17 protein-coding genes are annotated in these 19,094 nt (G+C 38.2%); 9 read left to right on the top strand and 8 right to left on the bottom strand.

Features of this window, described 5'->3' with window-relative positions; genetic code table 11:
* Positions 1 to 145: 145 nt before the first annotated feature.
* From trpA to NQ163_RS13790, 6 genes are all read right to left on the bottom strand, one after another.
* Positions 146 to 895, bottom strand: a complete 750-nt coding sequence (gene trpA / locus NQ163_RS13815; protein WP_268190894.1) for a tryptophan synthase subunit alpha — start codon at positions 893 to 895, stop codon at positions 146 to 148.
* Positions 896 to 968: 73 nt separating this feature from the next.
* Entirely contained in the window at positions 969 to 2,780 is a 1,812-nt protein-coding gene (locus NQ163_RS13810; protein WP_268190893.1) for a bifunctional phosphoribosylanthranilate isomerase/tryptophan synthase subunit beta, read from the bottom strand.
* A gap of 59 nt (positions 2,781 to 2,839) precedes the next feature.
* Entirely contained in the window at positions 2,840 to 3,634 is a 795-nt protein-coding gene (trpC, locus tag NQ163_RS13805) for an indole-3-glycerol phosphate synthase TrpC (protein ID WP_268190892.1), read from the bottom strand.
* 3 nt (positions 3,635 to 3,637) lie between these two features.
* Positions 3,638 to 4,624: an anthranilate phosphoribosyltransferase gene (trpD, locus tag NQ163_RS13800; protein ID WP_268190891.1), complete on the bottom strand. Its 987-nt coding sequence runs from the start codon at positions 4,622 to 4,624 to the stop codon at positions 3,638 to 3,640.
* Between the two features lie 129 nt (positions 4,625 to 4,753).
* Positions 4,754 to 5,323, bottom strand: coding sequence for an anthranilate synthase component II (locus NQ163_RS13795; RefSeq protein WP_268190890.1), 570 nt, complete (start codon positions 5,321 to 5,323; stop codon positions 4,754 to 4,756).
* 3 nt (positions 5,324 to 5,326) lie between these two features.
* On the bottom strand, positions 5,327 to 6,727 hold the full coding sequence (locus NQ163_RS13790) for an anthranilate synthase component I family protein (protein WP_268190889.1): 1,401 nt from the start codon (positions 6,725 to 6,727) through the stop codon (positions 5,327 to 5,329).
* A gap of 1,256 nt (positions 6,728 to 7,983) precedes the next feature.
* On the opposite strand from NQ163_RS13790, the gene NQ163_RS13785 reads away from it, so the two are divergent.
* The 9 genes from NQ163_RS13785 (at position 7,984) to NQ163_RS13745 (ending at position 17,060) form a co-directional block, all read left to right on the top strand.
* Positions 7,984 to 9,138, top strand: coding sequence for a pyridoxal phosphate-dependent aminotransferase (locus NQ163_RS13785; RefSeq protein ID WP_268190888.1), 1,155 nt, complete (start codon positions 7,984 to 7,986; stop codon positions 9,136 to 9,138).
* 69 nt (positions 9,139 to 9,207) lie between these two features.
* Complete coding sequence (locus NQ163_RS13780; RefSeq protein ID WP_268190887.1) at positions 9,208 to 10,104, top strand: prephenate dehydrogenase; 897 nt, start codon at positions 9,208 to 9,210, stop codon at positions 10,102 to 10,104.
* An 84-nt stretch (positions 10,105 to 10,188) separates the two neighbouring features.
* Positions 10,189 to 11,277, top strand: a complete 1,089-nt coding sequence (locus NQ163_RS13775; protein ID WP_268190886.1) for a bifunctional 3-deoxy-7-phosphoheptulonate synthase/chorismate mutase type II — start codon at positions 10,189 to 10,191, stop codon at positions 11,275 to 11,277.
* Between the two features lie 84 nt (positions 11,278 to 11,361).
* The gene (aroB, locus tag NQ163_RS13770) at positions 11,362 to 12,405 is read left to right on the top strand and encodes a 3-dehydroquinate synthase (RefSeq protein ID WP_268190885.1); all 1,044 of its coding nucleotides are present in this window, start codon (positions 11,362 to 11,364) and stop codon (positions 12,403 to 12,405) included.
* Between the two features lie 10 nt (positions 12,406 to 12,415).
* On the top strand, positions 12,416 to 13,693 hold the full coding sequence (gene aroA, locus NQ163_RS13765) for a 3-phosphoshikimate 1-carboxyvinyltransferase (protein ID WP_268190884.1): 1,278 nt from the start codon (positions 12,416 to 12,418) through the stop codon (positions 13,691 to 13,693).
* A gap of 12 nt (positions 13,694 to 13,705) precedes the next feature.
* Positions 13,706 to 14,137, top strand: a complete 432-nt coding sequence (locus NQ163_RS13760) for a DUF523 domain-containing protein (protein ID WP_268190883.1) — start codon at positions 13,706 to 13,708, stop codon at positions 14,135 to 14,137.
* Positions 14,138 to 14,152: 15 nt separating this feature from the next.
* Positions 14,153 to 14,701, top strand: a complete 549-nt coding sequence (locus NQ163_RS13755) for a GNAT family N-acetyltransferase (protein ID WP_268190882.1) — start codon at positions 14,153 to 14,155, stop codon at positions 14,699 to 14,701.
* A gap of 28 nt (positions 14,702 to 14,729) precedes the next feature.
* Complete coding sequence (locus NQ163_RS13750; RefSeq protein WP_268190881.1) at positions 14,730 to 15,710, top strand: chorismate synthase; 981 nt, start codon at positions 14,730 to 14,732, stop codon at positions 15,708 to 15,710.
* A 423-nt stretch (positions 15,711 to 16,133) separates the two neighbouring features.
* On the top strand, positions 16,134 to 17,060 hold the full coding sequence (locus NQ163_RS13745) for a CsgG/HfaB family protein (RefSeq protein ID WP_268190880.1): 927 nt from the start codon (positions 16,134 to 16,136) through the stop codon (positions 17,058 to 17,060).
* Between the two features lie 178 nt (positions 17,061 to 17,238).
* Here NQ163_RS13745 and NQ163_RS13740 read toward each other — a convergent pair whose 3' ends face one another.
* Together NQ163_RS13740 and NQ163_RS13735 are read right to left on the bottom strand one after the other, a co-directional pair.
* The gene (locus NQ163_RS13740; protein ID WP_268190878.1) at positions 17,239 to 17,808 is read right to left on the bottom strand and encodes a cysteine hydrolase family protein; all 570 of its coding nucleotides are present in this window, start codon (positions 17,806 to 17,808) and stop codon (positions 17,239 to 17,241) included.
* 75 nt (positions 17,809 to 17,883) lie between these two features.
* Positions 17,884 to 18,852: a GlxA family transcriptional regulator gene (locus NQ163_RS13735; protein WP_268190877.1), complete on the bottom strand. Its 969-nt coding sequence runs from the start codon at positions 18,850 to 18,852 to the stop codon at positions 17,884 to 17,886.
* Positions 18,853 to 19,094: the final 242 nt, after the last annotated feature.

The raw sequence follows: 19,094 nt of genomic DNA, 5'->3' as shown, positions 1-19,094 counted from the left end.
GTCTAAAGAAATACCGCACGAAAAAATCACGTGCGGTACTCTTATAAAATGGTTGATAGTTAGAGTCAAGGGATCTCCTTGGCTTTATTTTAAATGCTTTTTGAAACTTGCCTTCAGCCTGTAAAGAACTGATAGGAATAATTCTTTATTGTAAGGATTCCAGAAATTCTACAGTATTTCCTTTTTCCAATGCCTTGATAAATGCAGTTCCAATTATGGCTCCATTCGAAAAGCTGGCTGCATGCTGGAAACTAGCTTTGTCGTGTATTCCAAAACCAATAAGAGATGGAATATCAAGGGCTGCAATTTTCTTGAAGTAATCCTCACGCTCTTTGCTGGCTTGCAGTGCCCCACCTGTTGTGGAAGCTGTAGAAACCATATATAGAAATCCACTAGCAGCTTTCTCAATTGTCACCAATCGTTTATCGGTAGTCTGAGGTGTTACCAACAAGACATTGTGCACTCCTGCTGTCTCGAATTTTGCTTTGTATTCTTCCTGGTACTCCTCCAAAGGCAAATCGGGTAAGATTACGCCATCAATTCCTACCTTTTGACATTCTGCAAGAAAAGCATCAACGCCAAATTTGTAAACGGTATTCCAATAGCCCATTAAAATCAAAGGCATGGTGATACTTTTTCGTGCATCTTTTAGCTGATCAAACAAAAGCTGTAAAGTCATACCATTGTCTAAGGCTTGCTTGGCTGCGGTTTGAATTACTGGTCCATCCGCCAAAGGATCAGAAAAAGGGATGCCAATTTCTACCAGGTCAATCCCTTTGTCCTGCAATAGTTGTAAGGTAGGAAGCGTATCTTCCAGTTTAGGATATCCCGAAGGAAAATAGATGGATAAGATATCCTTTTGTTTATTTTGAAATAATTGATCGATTCTGTTCATTGTTAAATCGGTTAGAGACGCACGGCCGTGCGTCTGTACTTAAATAATAGTGCGTCTGTACGAAATTCAAATATTAATTGAATTTCTTCATGTAAGTTTCCATATCCTTATCGCCACGCCCCGAAAGATTCAACACTACCACATCATCTTTCTGGAACTGCATTTTTTCCAGAACAGCCAATGCATGTGCCGATTCCAATGCAGGAATAATGCCTTCTGATTCTGCCAGCACTTTTGCGGCATTTAGCGCCTCCTCATCGGTAGCCGACAGGAACTGCGCTCTTCCCGAAACAGCCAAATGAGCATGCAATGGCCCAACTCCAGGGTAATCCAATCCTGCCGAAATGGAATACGGTTCGGTAATTTGTCCGTCATCATCCTGCATTAGCATGGTTTTACTTCCGTGGATAAAACCGATATCACCAATGGTAATGGTTGCAGCAGTTTCTCCACTTTCAACACCTAAACCAGAAGCTTCAACTGCTACCAGATTCACATTTTTCTCGTTCAGATAATGGTAAAATGCACCAGCTGCATTACTTCCTCCTCCTACACATGCAATTACATAGTTCGGGTTAGGATTTCCTGTCTCCTTTTCCAACTGCTCACGAATTTCTTCTGAAATAATCGATTGTAGGCGCGTTACCAAATCGGGATAAGGATGTGGACCAACTACTGATCCAATCAGGTAGAACGACTCAGGATTTGCAATCCAATCACGAATGGCTTCATTGGTAGCATCTTTCAGGGTTTGATTTCCCGAAATTGCAGGAACTACCTTCGCTCCCAACATTTTCATACGAGCTACATTCGGTGCTTGCCTTTCTACATCCAAAGCTCCCATGTAAACAATACACTCCAAACCAAACAAGGCACAAACTGTAGCAGTTGCCACACCATGCTGACCTGCTCCTGTTTCGGCAATAATTCTCTTCTTGCCCATATATTTAGCCAATAGAATTTGCCCAATGGTATTGTTGATTTTATGCGCTCCCGTGTGAGTTAAATCCTCTCGTTTCAGATAGATATTGGTTCCATATCGTTTTGAAAGATTTCCTGCTTTGGTCAACGGTGTAGGACGACCTACATAGTTATCCAACAAACGAGCATAATCTTTCTTGAATTGCTCCGAGGCCAATATCTTTAGGTAATTCTCTTGCAGTTCATCTACATTTTTACGAAGCAATTCAGGAATGTAAGCTCCACCGAACTCTCCATAGTAACCTCTTTCGTCAACTGCATATTTATCTTTGTTCATTGTATTCAATTCTAATTTGTTTAGGAAGATCTCCAACTGATCTGCATTTTTCTTGGCAGGTTGTAATTCAAATCCTGAATTCAGATCCAGAGCATAAAGCTTATCGTGGGACAATTGTTTAATCTGCTCCGCATCTTGAGCTCCGATTCCACCGCTCAGGAAAAATGGGATCGATCCTTTGTAATTTTCCAATATTTCCCAGTTGAATTTTCTGCCGCTACCGCCATAGTTTTCAGTTTTGGTATCGAATAGAAAAAAATCACAAACATCTTCGTATTCATTCAAGCTCTCAAATTGAAAATTATCATTCATCTGAAAGGCTTTAATCACCTCAAAACCTGCTTCTTTTACTTTTTGGCAGTATTCTGCTGATTCGCCACCATGCAACTGTATGGCATCCAGCTTGTATTTCTCTCCTTTTGCCAATAAAACATTCAATTCTTCGTTCACAAAAACCCCAACTTTACGAGTGCTTTTGGGAAATAGGGCTGGAATTGCAGCATTAAATTCTTCACCAACATATCTTGGTGATTTTGGATAGAAGATAAATCCTGCATAGTCGATTGGCAATTGCACCAACTCCTTGATGTTCTTGCTATATTTAAGTCCACAAACCTTGATCTTCATTATTTTGGTTCTTTTAGGGTAATTGTATTAATACTTAGGCTATTTCGTGTACTACACTTTTACATGATTTCTTTTATGAACTCCTCACATGCGTCACCCGGAGAGTTTTGTTTCATAAAATACTCTCCCATCAGGAATGCCTGAAATCCTTTGTCTCTCATTTCTTTCACGATACCCGGGTTGCTTAAGCCACTCTCCGCCACGCGAATCATATCTTCAGGTAATTTGCTGGCCAGTTGAATCGATTTATCGGTATCTACTGCGAAAGTCTTTAGGTTTCGGTTGTTGATACCAACCAAATCAACAAACTTGTTTACGTGTTCCAATTCCGATTCATCGTGAAGTTCAAGAAGTACTTCCATACCCAATTCCTTTGCCAGGAATGCAAAATCTTTGCTTCGTTGTGGGGTTAGAATGGCTGCAATCAGAAGAATCACATCAGCTCCCATTGCCTTCGACTGGTAAATCTGGTAAGGATCGACAATGAATTCTTTGCGAAGAAGTGGAATTTGCAGAGTTTTTCTGGCTGTGTCAAAATCCTCTGCTTTTGCACCAAAGAAACTCCCATCTGTTAAGACCGAAACCATAGAAGCACCGGCTTGCTGGTATTTTCCTACCACCTCATTTGGAGTTGCACTTCCATTGATTACACCCTTTGAAGGAGATTGACGCTTGAATTCAGCAATTACACCAGAGGCTCCTGCTTTCGTTATCGACTCTTTTGCCGAATAGCACTTTCTCTTGAAATTCTCCTCACTCATTACCTGGTAAATAGGCTGCTTCATTTTTTGCACAGCAACTTCAGACATTTTTTTCTGAACAATTCGATCTAATATATTTGCTTTTGCACTCATCTTCTACTTCGTTAATTTCTTCAACACCTCGTATGCTTTTCCAGATTCTAAAGACTCAACCGCTCTTGCAATTGCATCTCCTCTGCTAATTTCAGGATGCAAACAGTGAATCGCCAATCCTGCATTTCGGGTAACCACAGCATTTTGTGCATCGGTTCCCTCTCCTTTTAGGATATCAGTAAATATCTTAGCTGCCTGCGCTACACTCTCTCCGCCATACAATTCGCTTGGATCTAGTTTTCTATACCCCAATTCTTCAGGTTCCAACAATTCTTCCATGCCATTTCCAATCAGTTTTACCTTATCGGTTAATGAAACCTCATCGTAACCGTCAACACCATGAATAATGGTGTATTTTGAATCGGTCTGTTGCAATAGATACTGGTACAAACGTGCCAATTCCAAATCAAACACACCAACAATCTGATGCTTTGGTCTCGAAGGATTCACCAAGGGACCCAGCATGTTAAAGAAAGTTCGCACACCCAAGTTACGACGAATTGGAGCAATATTCTTCATGGCAGGATTGAATAATGGCGCATGCAAAAAGCAGATACCAGCTTTATCCAAATCTCTTTTCAGATCTTCTACATTGCTCTTAAACTGGTAACCCAATTCCTCCATCACATTTGAAGAACCACTTAGCGAAGAAACACCATAATTACCATGCTTGGTAACCATTTCGCCTGCTCCGGCTACAACAAATGATGCCATGGTTGATATGTTAAAGGTATTTTTGCCATCGCCACCTGTTCCACACAAATCAACTCCATTGTATTCCGATAAATCAACAGGAATTCCAAGTTCCAATAATGCTTCACGAAAACCAGTCAACTCTTCAACCGTAATGCTACGCATCATGAAAACCGTTAGAAAAGAGGTGATTTGAAACTCATTGAATTCCCCTTTGGTAATCTGAATCAGAACCTCCTTGGCTTCCTCTTGTTTCAGGCTTTTGTGTTCGAATAAGTGTTGTAATATATTTCGCATCTTCTTTTATTTTTCTTTAATGATCGTTCTACCTATAGAATTCTTTTTACTATACAGCCGCAAGTCTCAAGCCGCAAGCTTCAAGAATGCATTACGAAAGCTTGTAACTTGAAGCTTGTCTCTTGTAGCTTATTTTTTCAGCCAATTCTCAATCATCTTCATTCCATCAGGAGTTAAAACTGATTCAGGATGAAACTGAACACCTTCTACATCATACTCTTTGTGGCGAATTCCCATGATTGCACCTTCCGAATCACGACAAGTAATTTCAAGGCAATCAGGCAAATCCTGCTCTACCACATTCCACGAATGGTACCTAGCTGCCTTAAATTCCTGCTCAATTCCTTTTAAAACCCCTTGATCGGATTCTGTTCTGAAAATGGAAGTTGCCACACCATGATATACCGTATTCAAATTCTCAATACTACCACCAAAAACCTCTGCAATGGCCTGCTCCCCCAAACAAACACCCAAGATTGATTTTGTAGCTGCATATTCTTTAATCAAATCTTTAAGAATACCTGCCTCATCTGGAATTCCAGGCCCAGGCGACAATAAAATCTTATCGTACTTGTCTACATCTTTCAGTTCTATTTCTCTGTTTCTGTAAACTTCAATATCATTAGCTCCCAGCTTTCGCAGATATTCGACCAAATTATAGGTGAACGAATCGTAATTATCTAATACTAAAATTTTCATAGTCTAAATATTTTGTGCCAATTCCATTGCTTTACGCAAAGCTGCCAGCTTGTTACTTACCTCGTTTAATTCACTCTCTTCACTCGATTTTTCTACAACTCCAGCTCCAGCCTGATAGTACAATTTGTTGTTCCTACTCAGGAAAGAACGAATCATGATGGCTTGGTTTACTTCACCGTTAAAACCTAAAGCTCCAATGCAACCGCCATAAAAACCACGAGCAGTTGGTTCATACTGGTCGATCAATTGCATGGCTCTGAATTTTGGTGCTCCCGATAAGGTTCCTGCAGGGAAGGTATCTCCCATTAACTGGAAAGGGTTGTAATCATCAGGTAACTCTCCTGATACCTTCGACACCAGGTGAATTACATGCGAGAAGTATTGCACCTCGCGGAAGGTTTCTACTTTGATATTTTGTGCATCACGACTCAAATCATTTCTTGCCAGATCCACCAGCATTACGTGTTCGCTTTGCTCCTTCTCATCGTTGAGCAGTTCCTCTGCCAAAGCTGCATCTTTTACGGCATCGCCAGTACGTTTAAATGTTCCGGCAATTGGATGGATGTATGCTTTCTTGTTTTTGATTTCGATTTGTGCCTCAGGCGAAGAGCCCATAATTCGGTACGAACCATAATCGAAATAGAACAAATAAGGCGATGGATTAATTGATCGAAGTGCACGATACAAGTTAAAATCATCACCTTTATAATCATGTGAAAATTGTCTTGACAATACAATCTGGAAAACATCTCCTCTTCTGCAATGTTGTTTTCCTTTGCTTACCATATCCATGTAAGTCTGATCATCCATATTGGATTGCTCTTGTCCTTCCAGTGAGAAAGTAAAAGCTGGCAAAGTTCTGTTTCTCAACAAATCAGACACTTCACGAATTCTGGATTCATTTCCATTCTCAACCAACTCGATAATCTTCAAGGTATTGTTAAAGTGGTTTACCTCAATGATAAAGCGATAAAGAGAATAGCGCATTTGTGGAATTCCGGATTGTTTTTTACCTGTATTAAACTCTAAATCCTCGAAAAAAGGCACAGCATCGTAGGCTGTGTATCCAAACAAGGCATTGGCTTTGGTCACATTCTCCTTGTCTTCCAAATCAAATTGATTTACAAAAGCTTTCAATCGATCCGAAACAAATCGTTTGCCTTTTCCTCTTGCATCAATATGTTGTTTGTTCCCAAAAACTTCCTCAATTAAATCACCATCTTTTAACTGAATACTGGCAATTGGTTCCAAGGCAATAAAAGAACTTGCATTTTCCGGACTGTGATAATCCGAACTCTCCAATAGAATCGCACCAGGGAAGCGATCTCGAAGTTTTAGGTACATACTCACCGGTGTAATTACATCGGCAAGCATTTCTTTTTTCAGGTATTTAAATTTTATCATGACTAATAGTTATTTCAGGATTGGTTAAAAAAAAAGCGGCCTACTGAGTTTCAGTAGGCCGCTTGCTTTATCTTTTCTTTCGTTTGATTTTAGCACATAGGGAGGACACTTCCGCTCATGGTATTTGAGAGATTACAGTTGTGCCACCACCAAAATTTGCTATTCAATCCGAACATTTTTTTCGTTTTTTGTCTTTACAAATCTAAAGAATTATTTTTTCAAATTCCAAATATGATTTTTCAACTGCCACAAAATTACCACAGCAAAAAACTTCTAAAACCCCTATAAACATTAATCTCTCCAGGAAATGTATTTTTTTATTATTTTTTTATTTCTGTTCCACCTTATCGGAGATTAGAGAGCAGTAAGCAGTTGTCGGTTATCAGTTATTGCAAAAAAACCACTACCTAAATCAGGGCTTGACTAATACAAAAGCTAAAAAACAGTCACCCCCAGATTGAAGAAACTAACTGCCAACCGCTGAAAGCCGACTATTGACTATTGACCATTGACCATTGACTATTGACCATTGACTATTGACCATTGACTATTGACCATTGACTATTGACCATTGACCATTGACCATTGACCACCAAAGGTGCAGCGCACCGTAATATCTGTAGCTCGCATATTAACATCTATTTAAAACGTCATAGCTACACTGCAATTTTGGAGTAATTCGCCAATTGCGACGAAATATACTAGCCTGAATTTTTCTTGATAAGCGATAACCGACAAGCATGAACTAACCATTGAGTACAGAAATTTTAATTTTCTTAAAAAAACTCTGTATCGCCCTATTTTACTAACGAAAGAAGAACAAAACTTTAGCTACTCAAACGTTAACATTTCATTAAGTAAAGCAATTTAAATTTGCAGGTAAAAAATTAATTCATACATTTGACACAGAATTAACGCACAAAACAGCGATGAAAACAGTATCTACATATATTTCTAACTTTTATTATTTCTGGTTTTACTTTTATCCAACAAGATAAGGGCAAGAATTGATATGTAGTAATACGAAGAATATAAATCAAAGGTCTTGCCCAACAGGTAAGGCCTTTTTTTATTGAATAAATTGAAGCATGAGTAACAAAGCATTTACATACCGATTTTACTTTTATTATTTCTGGTTTAACACAAATCGGGCAGGATGCCTTATACCATAACTCAAGTAAAAAGTATAAAAGATCCTGCCTGAAAAGAGCAGGATTTTTTTTTGAATATGACCAAAATTTTAACAAACAATAGAAATGATTCAACCAGCTAACAGAACCCAAGTGATTAAGGAGTACTACTTCTCGGTAAAACTGAAGGAGATAGCTCGCATGAACGAGGGTGAAGTAAAAGTTCTAAATCTTGGAATTGGAGATCCGGACATGACTCCTTCTGAAGACACATGGAACTCTCTTAAGGAAGCATGTATTCATCCAAAAAGTCATGGATACCAGAGTTACCAGGGAATTCCTGCCTTGCGCCAGGGATTTTCGAACTGGTACAAAACCTATTTTGATGTGAACATTAATCCTGATAGTGAGGTTCTGCCACTTATGGGATCGAAGGAAGGCATCATGATCACTTCTTTGGCTTACCTAAATGAAGGCGACGAAGTTTTAATTCCAGATCCATCCTATCCAACTTACAAGTCGGTAAGCAATTTACTGGGTGGTAAAATCATTTCTTATCCACTTTGCGAAGAGCAAAATTGGCAACCAGATCTTGATGAATTGGAAAAAAGAGATCTGTCAAAGGTAAAAATCATGTGGATCAATTATCCACACATGCCAACTGGAGCAAGAGCTAGCAAAGATTTGTTGAAGAAGATTGTTACATTTGGAAGAAAGCACAAAATCCTGATTGTAAATGACAATCCTTACAGCTTTATTCTGAACGATCAGCCAATGAGCATTATGAGTATTGAAGGAGCTAAAGATTGTTGCCTGGAGCTGAACTCATTAAGCAAGTCGCACAATATGCCAGGCTGGAGAGTTGGAATGATCTGCGGAAGCAAAGAACTTCTGGAGCCGGTTTTAAAAGTAAAAACCAATATGGATTCAGGAATGTTCTACCCGGTACAACAAGCTGCCATTAAAGCACTAAGTCATGACAAAAGCTGGTACGAATCAATCAATCAGGTTTACAAAACCAGAAGAGAGTTGGTTTTTTCATTAATGAAATTAATCAATTGTAAGCCAAGTCAGGATCAAAGTGGAATGTTTGTTTGGGCATCAATACCTAATCAGTACAATGATTGTTACGAATTAAGTGATGAGATTTTAAAGCAAGCAAAAGTATTTATTACTCCTGGAGGAATTTTTGGAGAGCAGGGAAAAAGATATATCAGAATTTCTTTATGCAGCAGTGAATCTGTATTGGAAGAAGCAATAGATAGAATTAAACGAATGTAATTAGCTTCAAGCTTCAAGCAACAAATATTTTTCTTGAAGCTTGCAACTTGAAGCAATAAATAAGAAAAAATGATAGTTTCAGTTATAGGATTAGGATTAATTGGTGGCTCTATTGCTTTGGATTTAAAGCAAAGAGGATTTGCTGACAAGGTGATTGGAGTGGACAATAATCCAATGCATGCACATCAAGCCAAAAAATTGGGTATTGCAGATGAAATTCAGGATTTAAGAACTGCCGTTGCATCTTCTCATTTGGTGATTCTTGCCATTCCGGTAAGCGCATGCATTAAATCTCTTCCACAAATCATGGACTTGGTAGACCAGCAGATTGTAACCGATTTGGGATCGACCAAAGAACAGTTGATAGAATCCATAGCAAATCATCCAAAGAGAAAGCAGTATGTTCCTGCTCATCCAATGGCGGGTACCGAATTCTCTGGTCCACAAGCGGCGCACTCTGGATTGTTTGATGGCAAATGTTCTATCATTTGTAATCCTGAAGATTCGGATAAAGAAGCAGTTAACATGATTAGCGACATGTTTCACACATTACAAATGCGATGCGTTTACATGGATGCAGAGGTACACGACAGACAAACTGCCTATGTTTCTCACCTTTCGCATATCAGCGCATTCGCCTTGTCGCTAACTGTTTTGCAGAAGGAAAAGAAAGACAAACACATTTTTGAATTGGCAAGTGGTGGTTTCGATTCTACCGTTCGATTGGCAAAAAGTTCGGCCGAAATGTGGACTCCAATTTTCCATCAAAACAAAAAGAACATTGGAAAGGTTCTTCAGAAATACATCGATACTCTTCAGCAATTCAAGGACAGAATTGAAAATGATGACCTGGAAGGTGTTGATGATTTGATTAATGAAGCCAATGACATTCGTAGAGTTTTAGATGAAAAAGAAAGAAATGAAGCTGAAACCATCAAGAATGCAAAAAGAATAAGAAGAGCCTGAAAAGGATAAAGTATTTAAGGAATAAGTATCAAGAAATAAACCAAATTTTTAATCACTCGGAATAAGAGTAAATATCAAAACAGAATGAGCAAAAAAATTGAAATAGCAGAACTAAGCAGTTGGCCAATCGAAAATATTGACAGACCATTAATTATTGGTGGTCCTTGCAGTGCTGAAACGGAAGAACAAGTGTTGGAAACAGCAAGAGGAATTAAAGCAGCTGGGATTCCAATTTTCCGTGCAGGTATCTGGAAACCAAGAACTCGCCCAAATAGTTTCGAAGGAATTGGTGCACAAGGATTAATCTGGCTACAAAAGGTTAAAGCTGAAACAGGAATGCTAACTGCAACTGAAGTTGCCAACGCAAAACATGTTGAATTGGCGCTTGGCGCAGGTGTTGATATTCTTTGGATTGGCGCAAGAACCACAGTAAACCCTTTCGCCGTGCAAGAAATTGCAGATGCATTACGAGGTCATGATATTCCGGTTTTGGTAAAAAATCCTATTAATCCTGATTTGGAATTATGGATTGGAGCAATTGAAAGACTAAGTGCAGTAGGTTTAACCAAACTAGCTGCAATTCACAGAGGTTTTTCTACCTACCAAAAATTAAAATACAGAAACGATCCGCAATGGCAGATTCCAATTGAAATGAAAAGGAGATTGCCAAACTTGCCAATGTTCTGCGATCCTAGCCACATTACCGGCGACAGAGCTTACCTGGAAGAAGTGACTCAAAAATCGATGGATTTGAACTACGAAGGTTTGATTATTGAATCGCACTGCAAACCAGAAGAAGCATGGAGTGATGCAAAACAACAGCTGACTCCTAAGTCACTTGAAGAACTTTTAGCTAACTTAGTGCTTCGTGATCCTGAAGCTGACAATGAAGTGATCAATAACACATTGGGTGAATTGAGACACTTAATTGATGACTTCGATCAGAAACTTTTGGAATTACTGGAAAACAGAATGCAGGTTGCCAAAACAATTGGTCATTACAAAAAAGAAAATAACATTACTGTATTACAAAATAAACGTTGGGGACAGATTCTTGAAAAGAGCCTTGAAAACGGGAAGAAAAAAGGATTCAGTGAACAATTCATTAATAATTTGTTCAAAGCAATTCACCAGGAATCAATCAACCAGCAGGAAGACATCATGAATTCGTAACTTGAGATAAAAGAACTTAGATATGAGAGTTAAGGCATTTAATTCTCATATCTATCCTCTAAAATCTAACATCTATTTAAAAAAATGAAAAGCATACACATCGAAAATCAGAACAGCACAATCTTAATTGGTGAATCTTATCTTAACATTAAAAAATACTTGCCTGAGAAGAAGTGCTTTTTAATTTGCGATGAAAATATATACGCTCATTACAAAAGTTTTATAGATGACTTTGATCACATCGTAATTGGCTGTGGCGAAGGGATTAAAACCTGGTCATCAGTAGAAAAGATTGTAGAAAAATTGCTTGAATCCGGAGCCGATAGAAACAGCTACCTATTGGGAATGGGTGGCGGATTGGTTTGTGATGTTACAGGCTTTGTTGCTTCTATCTTTATGCGAGGATTAGAGTTTGGATTCATCTCTACTTCCCTTTTATCGCAAGTAGATGCAAGTGTTGGCGGAAAAAACGGAATCAATTTTGGCAAGCTCAAAAATATGATTGGTGTTTTCAATCCTCCCCAGTTTGTAATTTGCGATCCACAACTGCTAAAAACACTGCCTGAGCGCGAAGTAAGAAGTGGATTTGGAGAGGTGATTAAACATGCTTTCATTAAGGATAAAAATCTTTTCGGATTTTTGAAAGACAATAAGGATGCACTGTTGAAGTTGGAACCAACACTAATGGAAGATTTGATTTACAGAGCAGTATCAATCAAAACTGATGTGGTAAACAACGATCCATTTGAAAGAGGTGAGCGTAAAAAGTTGAATTTTGGTCACACCATTGGTCATGCTATCGAAAACAATTCTGATTTAACGCATGGCGAGGCCGTATCCGTAGGAATGGCTTTGGCAACAAAACTATCAGAAGAAATGTGTGGATTGGATCAAGAAGAAAGCTCAGAGGTCATTTCACTTCTCAAAAAATTCAAGCTACCTGTTGATCATGAAGTTCCAGCGGAAATCATTAATGATTTTCTGATCAAAGACAAGAAAAAGAATCGCTCTTCTATTGACTTTATACTATTAACAAAAATTGGAGAAGCTTGCATCAAGTCAATTCCAATTGAAGATTTAAAAAGCAAGGTCATTCAACTTTGCAAGGACCCAAAACCAATACAATAACCACAAAACAATGAGAGTTCGAATTCAAAATTCAAATGTAAAAGGGAGCATCACTCCTCCCAGTTCCAAAAGCATGATGCAACGAGCATTGGCCGCAGCCGCTTTGGCAAAAGGAGAAACAAGCATTCTAAATCCATGTAAATGTGATGATGCCACTGCAGCAAGCAATATCATTCAAAAAATGGGTGCCGATCTTACGGATTTGGGACATAAAATCCTTGTAAAAAGCAATAAAGAGAATGCTGCCAAATCTGTAATGGTAGGAGAATCAGGATTATCATTAAGAATGTTCTCTCCTATTTTGGCTTTAAATCCCGAACCAGTATGTATTAATGGTCGTGGAAGTATTCTAAAACGCCCGGTTCACAATATTCTTGAAGGACTGGAAGCACTGGGAATAGAATGTAAAAATCCTGGTAAAGGATTACTTCCCATCGAGTTGGAAGGTGGCTATAAAAATAATACTGCCGTGATCAACGGGGCATTGGGTTCTCAGTTCTTAACAGGTCTTTTAATGGCATTGCCTTGCAGGAAAGAAGATACGATTTTGGAGGTAACCAATCTCAAGAGCATTCCTTATATCAACATGACCATTGATTTGTTAAAGGATTTTGGGATTGAAATCAGCCATGAAAATTACAAGCGCTTTACCATCAAAGGAAATCAGCAGTACAAAGCCACAGAATACACAGTGGAAGCCGATTGGAGTTCAGCGGCACCACTTCTGGTAGCCGGAGCATTGAAAGGTAAACTTACCCTTGATAATTTGAATCCATATTCGTACCAGGCCGACATTGCCATTTTGGATGCTTTGAAAAAATGCGGAGCAAGTTTACATTGGAATGGCAATAGCCTGACGATTGAAAAGAAAGGATTGAACGCCTTTGAATTTGATGCAACTCATTGTCCGGATCTTTTCCCTCCTTTGGTAGCTTTAGCCGTTCATTGTAATGGCGATACAAGAATTAAAGGAGTACATCGACTGGAGCACAAGGAGAGCAATCGCAGTATCGTTCTGCAGAAGGAATTTGGAAAACTTGCCGTACCTATTCGAATTGAAGGCGATGAAATGGTAATTCCGGGAGGAAGATTAATTGGCGGCATCACAAACAGTAATAACGATCACAGGATTGCAATGGCATTGGCTGTTGCCGGATTAAATTCCAAATATCCAGTGGAAATTGGTGATCATGATTGTGTTGCAAAGTCTTACCCTGATTTTTTCACGGATTTGAGAAAGATTGGTGGCGGCGTTGCCGAATTCTATTTCAAAAGTCAATTTGTATAAAAATCAATATCAATGATCATAGTAAGTTCCTGTTTGGCAGGAGTAAAATGCAGATACGATGGCAATGACAACCTGGTAGCTGAAATCAAAGAACTGGTTTTATCGGGAAAAGCCATTGCATTGTGTCCAGAAGAATTAGGAGGCTTGTCTACCCCACGAACTCCTTGCGAAATTGTGAAAGAGAACAATCAATTAAAGGTGATGACAAAGGATCGAGTTGATTGCACAGCACAATTCCTTCTGGGAGCTGAAAAGGTAGCCGAGATTGCAAAAATTCTGGATTGCAAACAAGCCATTTTAAAAGCCAATAGTCCATCATGTGGATTTGGAATGATTTACGATGGCAGCTTTACGGGAAAGAAAATCAAAGGAAAAGGATTGACCGCCAAACTATTGTCAAAGCAAGGAATTGAAATCAAAATTGAAACGAACTTTAAAGAATAAAATAAAACACTAGCGATGAAAATCGAGCCTTCTATACACACCAGCAAATCTGGCAAAGAAATTACTCTTCGTGAGGCAAACATTTCGGATGCTCATTCACTTAGAAATTGTATTCTTTCCTATATCAATGGAATTACCATTCCTTTTACAAGAGAGGAATTTGATAAGTCGGATACAGAAATTGAAAACTGGATTAATGAGCTAAACTCTGCTCCAAACAGTTTATTGCTAATTGCGGAATATGAAGGTGGAATTATTGGCAATATTGATGTAACATCCAGCCGAAGAAGCATGCTTCAGCACACAGGATACATTGGTATGGGTGTTCATGAAGCTTGGCAAAACAAGGGAGTTGGTTCTCTTCTGTTTCAGAAAATGATTGATAGCTACCAAAAGAATGATGATATAGAACTTTTATGGTTACAGGTATTTGGTACCAACTTATCAGGCTTACATATGTATCGCAAATTTGGTTTTGAAGAGAATGGCAGGCAAGAAAAATTCATAAAAACACATGATGGCGAATATATTGACAATGTTATCATGACAAAAACATTAATTTAGAGCACACATAGCATAAGAAACATAGAACATGAACAATTTCGGAAGAATATTCAGATTAAGCATATTTGGTGAATCACATGGTAAAGGGGTTGGCATAACCATTGATGGTTGTCCGGCAGGAATTCCTCTTACTGAAGAAGATTTAATGCACGATTTAGGTCGCAGAAAATCTGGAGCAAGAGGAACCACTCCAAGAATTGAGAAAGATTTACCAGCCATTTTAAGTGGAACTTTTGAAGGCAAAACAACGGGAGCTCCAATCATTATCCTGTTCAGAAACAAGAATACCCAATCGAAAGATTACAGCAATTTATTGGACAGTCCACGTCCCGGACATGCCGATTTTGTTGCGCAGCATAAATTTGGAAAGAACAACGACTACACGGGAGGCGGTCACTTTTCAGGAAGAATTACCCTGGGAATTGTAGCAGCGGGTGTGGTAGCGAAAAAGATATTGGGAGATGTTAGCATTGATGCCAAGCTTACCGAAATAGGTGGTAGAACCGATTTTGACGCTGCCATTGAAGAAGCTCTGCTTGAACATGATTCCATTGGAGGAATTGTGGAGTGTAAAGCAAACCATCTTCCAATCGGATACGGTGAACCATTTTTCGATTCTGTTGAATCAATGATTTCCCATCTGATTTTTGCCATTCCAGCAACCAAGGGCATTGAATTTGGTTCGGGTTTCGAAGCTGCTAAAATGAAAGGCTCTCAGCACAACGATAACTTTATCGATGAAACTGGAAAAACAGAAACCAATCACGCAGGTGGTATCAATGGAGGAATTACCAATGGCAATGAATTGGTTTTCCGGGTAGCCATCAAGCCAACCTCATCCATTGGGAAAACTCAGAACACCATGAACTTTGCGAAAGGAAAAGTAGAAGAACTGCTGATTGAAGGTCGCCACGATGCCTGTATTGCACTTCGCATCCCGGTGATTATTGAAGCTGCTGCCGCCATTGCACTGGCAGACTTAAAACTAATCGATCAAGCAAGAAGATAATACCGATACATAATTGTTGGTACAATAGGTCATTGCATGTTATACCAATTGTATATCAAAATAATTGATAAAATCATTTTGCTTATTACAATGGTTAATGCCGATATATAATTTGTTAGTCATTTGGAGTAGCATAAACAAATGGATCATACAAATTAATAATCGGTATTATATATTTAGACCTATGTTTCAATCAATGAAAAGAGATGCCTTTGGGTGTCTCTTTTTTTTTGAAATCTATTTTATCCTCGGGTTAAAACCCGAGGCAATTCATAATTCTTGCAAATTTTCAATTATACCCTCCTCATCTCCTCTGCTTTAGCTGAGAATGATGAATTTTCCCTCTTTACAAGCTCCTCAAATTTCCGTAACTTACTTTTCCTATCTGTTGATTTTTAGAATATTAACTAAACTTAAACCAAAATGAAAAAAATCGGAAATCTTATCAAGATAAGTGCTTTGCTTGTCTTGTTTTCATTCATAGCTTTTAAAGTATCAGCACAACAACCTCAAATCAAAAAGAGAATTGCGGTTTTTGTGTTTGAAGATAAAACCGATAAAAGCTGGAGATGGTGGAACAACAAGGGAGTTGGAGATGGAGTTAGCGATATGCTTACCACTGCTTTGGTTAAATCAGGCAATTACAGGGTAATGGAACGTGCAGAAATTGACCGTATCCTGAACGAGCAGGATTTTGGTCAGTCTGGTAGAGTTACACAACAAAGCGCTGCGAAAATTGGTCAGGTGTTGGGTGTTGAGATTGCTGTAATCGGATCGGTATCGGAATTTGGATACAAAAAAGGAGAAACCGGAGGCGCCATTAAAGGCCTGGGCATTGGGGTTTCGAACCAGCAAGCTGTAGTGGGTGTGGATGTTCGCATGGTAAATACAAACACTGGAGAAATTATTACTGCAGAGAATGTAAGAAAGAAGAAATCGGCAAAAGGCTTAAAACTGAGAACCAATAAACTCGCCTTTAAGGACAGGAAGGATTTTGATGAGTCCTTGGTTGGAAAAGCAGCTCGCGAAGCCATTGAAGATGTAGTAGCCATGATAGATAACAGCGCCAATAACATTCCCTGGCAAGCCAAAGTAATCACCGAAAAAGGAGGAATTGTGTTTATCAACTCGGGAGAAGCCGATGGTTTGCAAGTTGGTGATGTATTTGCCGTTTACAGCAAAGGAGAAGATCTGATTGATCCTGACACAGGCATTTCGTTGGGAAGTGTTGATACCAAAATTGGTGAAATCAAAATTACCGATGCCAGTGTTGGAAACGGAAAAGCTTCCAAATGTTCCATTGTGCAAGGAAGCGGATTTGCCAAAGGCAATTTTGTCAGGGTGAAATAGTGTATTCTGATGAAATGACAAAATCAAAACACAAATCCATTTGCATCGGATTGAATATACGTAGTGCGGGATTTAGAAGCACAAAACGATAAACCCCCTACTATTTTAGTAAATGTATAAAAGTTTCAAATAATACATTTCCCCGCATTACGTACATTTTATTGTTAGCGGCTGGTATTTATTCTACCAATTCAAGTATTCTTTTTGTATCAACCACCTTTGCAAAATCATTATTCAAATTAGACAAAGCAGTTTGATGAATAATTTCTGCTGAGAATTTTTCTCCATTAATTCCTATTCTGTCAAATGTTGCAGTGGCATCTGATATTAAAAAAGTATCAAATCCGAAGTCCCCAGCCATTCTAGTCGATGTTGACACACAATGGTTGGTGGTCATCCCAATAATTACCAGGCTATTGATTCCTTGCTTGTCCAATCTTTCTTTTAAATCTGTACCAATAAATGCGCTGTGGACATTTTTTTTAATCACTGGTTCTCCCTTTATTGGTTTCACTTCATCTTTTATTTCGAATCCTGACCTCGATTCACGAAAGTGTGAATTTGGATTTATTGAGTTATGGATGATATGAAAAACAGGCAAATTTAATTCTCTCCATTTGTTTAGAATTATAGACGCTTTTTTTTCGGCATCTATATTATTCCTGTTTTTATCCAGATACTCGCCTTGATCAAAACCTTTTTGAAAATCAATTAAGATTAGTGCTGCATTTTGCTCTTTTAAACTCATTATTTTAATTCTTTAGTTAATAATGATAAAAGTACTTTGGTAATGCATGATGAAAAAGGTCAAACTATAGTCATTTTAGGACAACTTGTTTTTAAACTCAGACGGTAAAGATTCATGGTGTTTTTCGAGTACCATTCGCAATTGTTTTGAAGTTCTGTAACCACATAAATTGGCGATGTGTTCAATTTTATAATCTGAATTACTCAATAAACTTTTAGCTTTTTCAATTCTCAATTTGGTACGGTATTCGGCAATGGTAACACCTGTCCTTTTTTTAAAGGTTCGAGTTAAGTTTCGTGGACTAACATGTACCAATTCTGCCAAATTTTCAATGGTAGAAGCATCCTCTAAATTATGGATGATCCAATCTTGTACAATATGAATCTTTTCATCCTGGTGACTTCTGTTTTGCAGATACACGCTTTCCTGTTCGTCTGTAGCGTGTCTTCTTTTATAAACAACTAATCCTTTCGCAACCTCAGTTGCAATCTGTTTTCCATGCCTTTCCTCAATTAAAAACAATGCCAAATCAATACCTGTAACTACTCCTGCGCTGGTATAAATATTGTCGGACTTCGTAAATAAAGTATTGTCTTGTATTTTCAATAGTGGAAATTCTGTTTTCATTTTCTTTATGAAACCCCAATGCGTAGTACATTCTTTGTGATTTAGAAGTCCTGATTTGGCCAGAAGAAAAGCTCCGCTGCAAATACTGCAAATAGTAGTTTCATTAGTGTGAGCTCTTTTTAACCAGTCGAAAAAGGATTGGTCTTCGCTACAGTGAATCATTTGATGCGTACTTGCACCAGATATGAAAATAATATCATTTTTTGTTGGACTAGTTTCTTTAAAATCATTTAGTGCAGATAATTCTAAACCAGAAGAGCAATTTACCTTTGACTGACTGCTAATAAATTCAAAATGATAATTAAATCCTAAAAATTTAGCTTCCTCAAATACTTGCAAAACACCACTTAAATCAAGAATCGTAACTTGTTCAGGAATGTAAAAATAAACTGTTGGTATTGCTTGTTCTTGTTCCATACTTAAATTGTTCGGTCTGTCCTGCTTGCCACTAATGGTCTTGCTAAAATTTGTGGGCGATTTTAAACCACCGCTTTATCAAGTACCTCTTACGTTTATTGTTTTTGTTACATTATCTTGTTGGACATCAAAGTCCGTAAATTTTAACTTTTGTGCCTGTTGCACAACTCTTGATAACTTGTTCATAAATCTAACAATAAAAACTTTACTTCGCAATAATAATGGCTTAACTTGTAAATAAA

Source organism: Marinifilum sp. D737, assembly GCF_026672275.1.
Lineage (GTDB): Bacteria > Bacteroidota > Bacteroidia > Bacteroidales > Marinifilaceae > Marinifilum.
The sequence above is the reverse complement of the archived record's forward strand: the minus strand, read 5'-3'. Positions and strand labels throughout refer to the sequence as shown.

What these genes read in the sequence shown, in the direction of transcription:
- NQ163_RS13760 (WP_268190883.1), top strand. Translation starts at nt 13,706, where the DNA reads ATGATCATAGTAAGTTCCTGTTTGGCAGGAGTAAAATGCAGATACGAT.
- NQ163_RS13775 (WP_268190886.1), top strand. Translation starts at nt 10,189, where the DNA reads ATGAGCAAAAAAATTGAAATAGCAGAACTAAGCAGTTGGCCAATCGAA.
- aroB (WP_268190885.1), top strand. Translation starts at nt 11,362, where the DNA reads ATGAAAAGCATACACATCGAAAATCAGAACAGCACAATCTTAATTGGT.
- NQ163_RS13810 (WP_268190893.1), bottom strand. Translation starts at nt 2,780, where the DNA reads ATGAAGATCAAGGTTTGTGGACTTAAATATAGCAAGAACATCAAGGAG.
- aroA (WP_268190884.1), top strand. Translation starts at nt 12,416, where the DNA reads ATGAGAGTTCGAATTCAAAATTCAAATGTAAAAGGGAGCATCACTCCT.
- NQ163_RS13745 (WP_268190880.1), top strand. Translation starts at nt 16,134, where the DNA reads ATGAAAAAAATCGGAAATCTTATCAAGATAAGTGCTTTGCTTGTCTTG.
- NQ163_RS13750 (WP_268190881.1), top strand. Translation starts at nt 14,730, where the DNA reads ATGAACAATTTCGGAAGAATATTCAGATTAAGCATATTTGGTGAATCA.
- NQ163_RS13735 (WP_268190877.1), bottom strand. Translation starts at nt 18,852, where the DNA reads ATGGAACAAGAACAAGCAATACCAACAGTTTATTTTTACATTCCTGAA.
- trpD (WP_268190891.1), bottom strand. Translation starts at nt 4,624, where the DNA reads ATGCGAAATATATTACAACACTTATTCGAACACAAAAGCCTGAAACAA.
- NQ163_RS13785 (WP_268190888.1), top strand. Translation starts at nt 7,984, where the DNA reads ATGATTCAACCAGCTAACAGAACCCAAGTGATTAAGGAGTACTACTTC.
- trpC (WP_268190892.1), bottom strand. Translation starts at nt 3,634, where the DNA reads ATGAGTGCAAAAGCAAATATATTAGATCGAATTGTTCAGAAAAAAATG.
- NQ163_RS13795 (WP_268190890.1), bottom strand. Translation starts at nt 5,323, where the DNA reads ATGAAAATTTTAGTATTAGATAATTACGATTCGTTCACCTATAATTTG.
- NQ163_RS13780 (WP_268190887.1), top strand. Translation starts at nt 9,208, where the DNA reads ATGATAGTTTCAGTTATAGGATTAGGATTAATTGGTGGCTCTATTGCT.
- NQ163_RS13755 (WP_268190882.1), top strand. Translation starts at nt 14,153, where the DNA reads ATGAAAATCGAGCCTTCTATACACACCAGCAAATCTGGCAAAGAAATT.
- NQ163_RS13740 (WP_268190878.1), bottom strand. Translation starts at nt 17,808, where the DNA reads ATGAGTTTAAAAGAGCAAAATGCAGCACTAATCTTAATTGATTTTCAA.
- trpA (WP_268190894.1), bottom strand. Translation starts at nt 895, where the DNA reads ATGAACAGAATCGATCAATTATTTCAAAATAAACAAAAGGATATCTTA.
- NQ163_RS13790 (WP_268190889.1), bottom strand. Translation starts at nt 6,727, where the DNA reads ATGATAAAATTTAAATACCTGAAAAAAGAAATGCTTGCCGATGTAATT.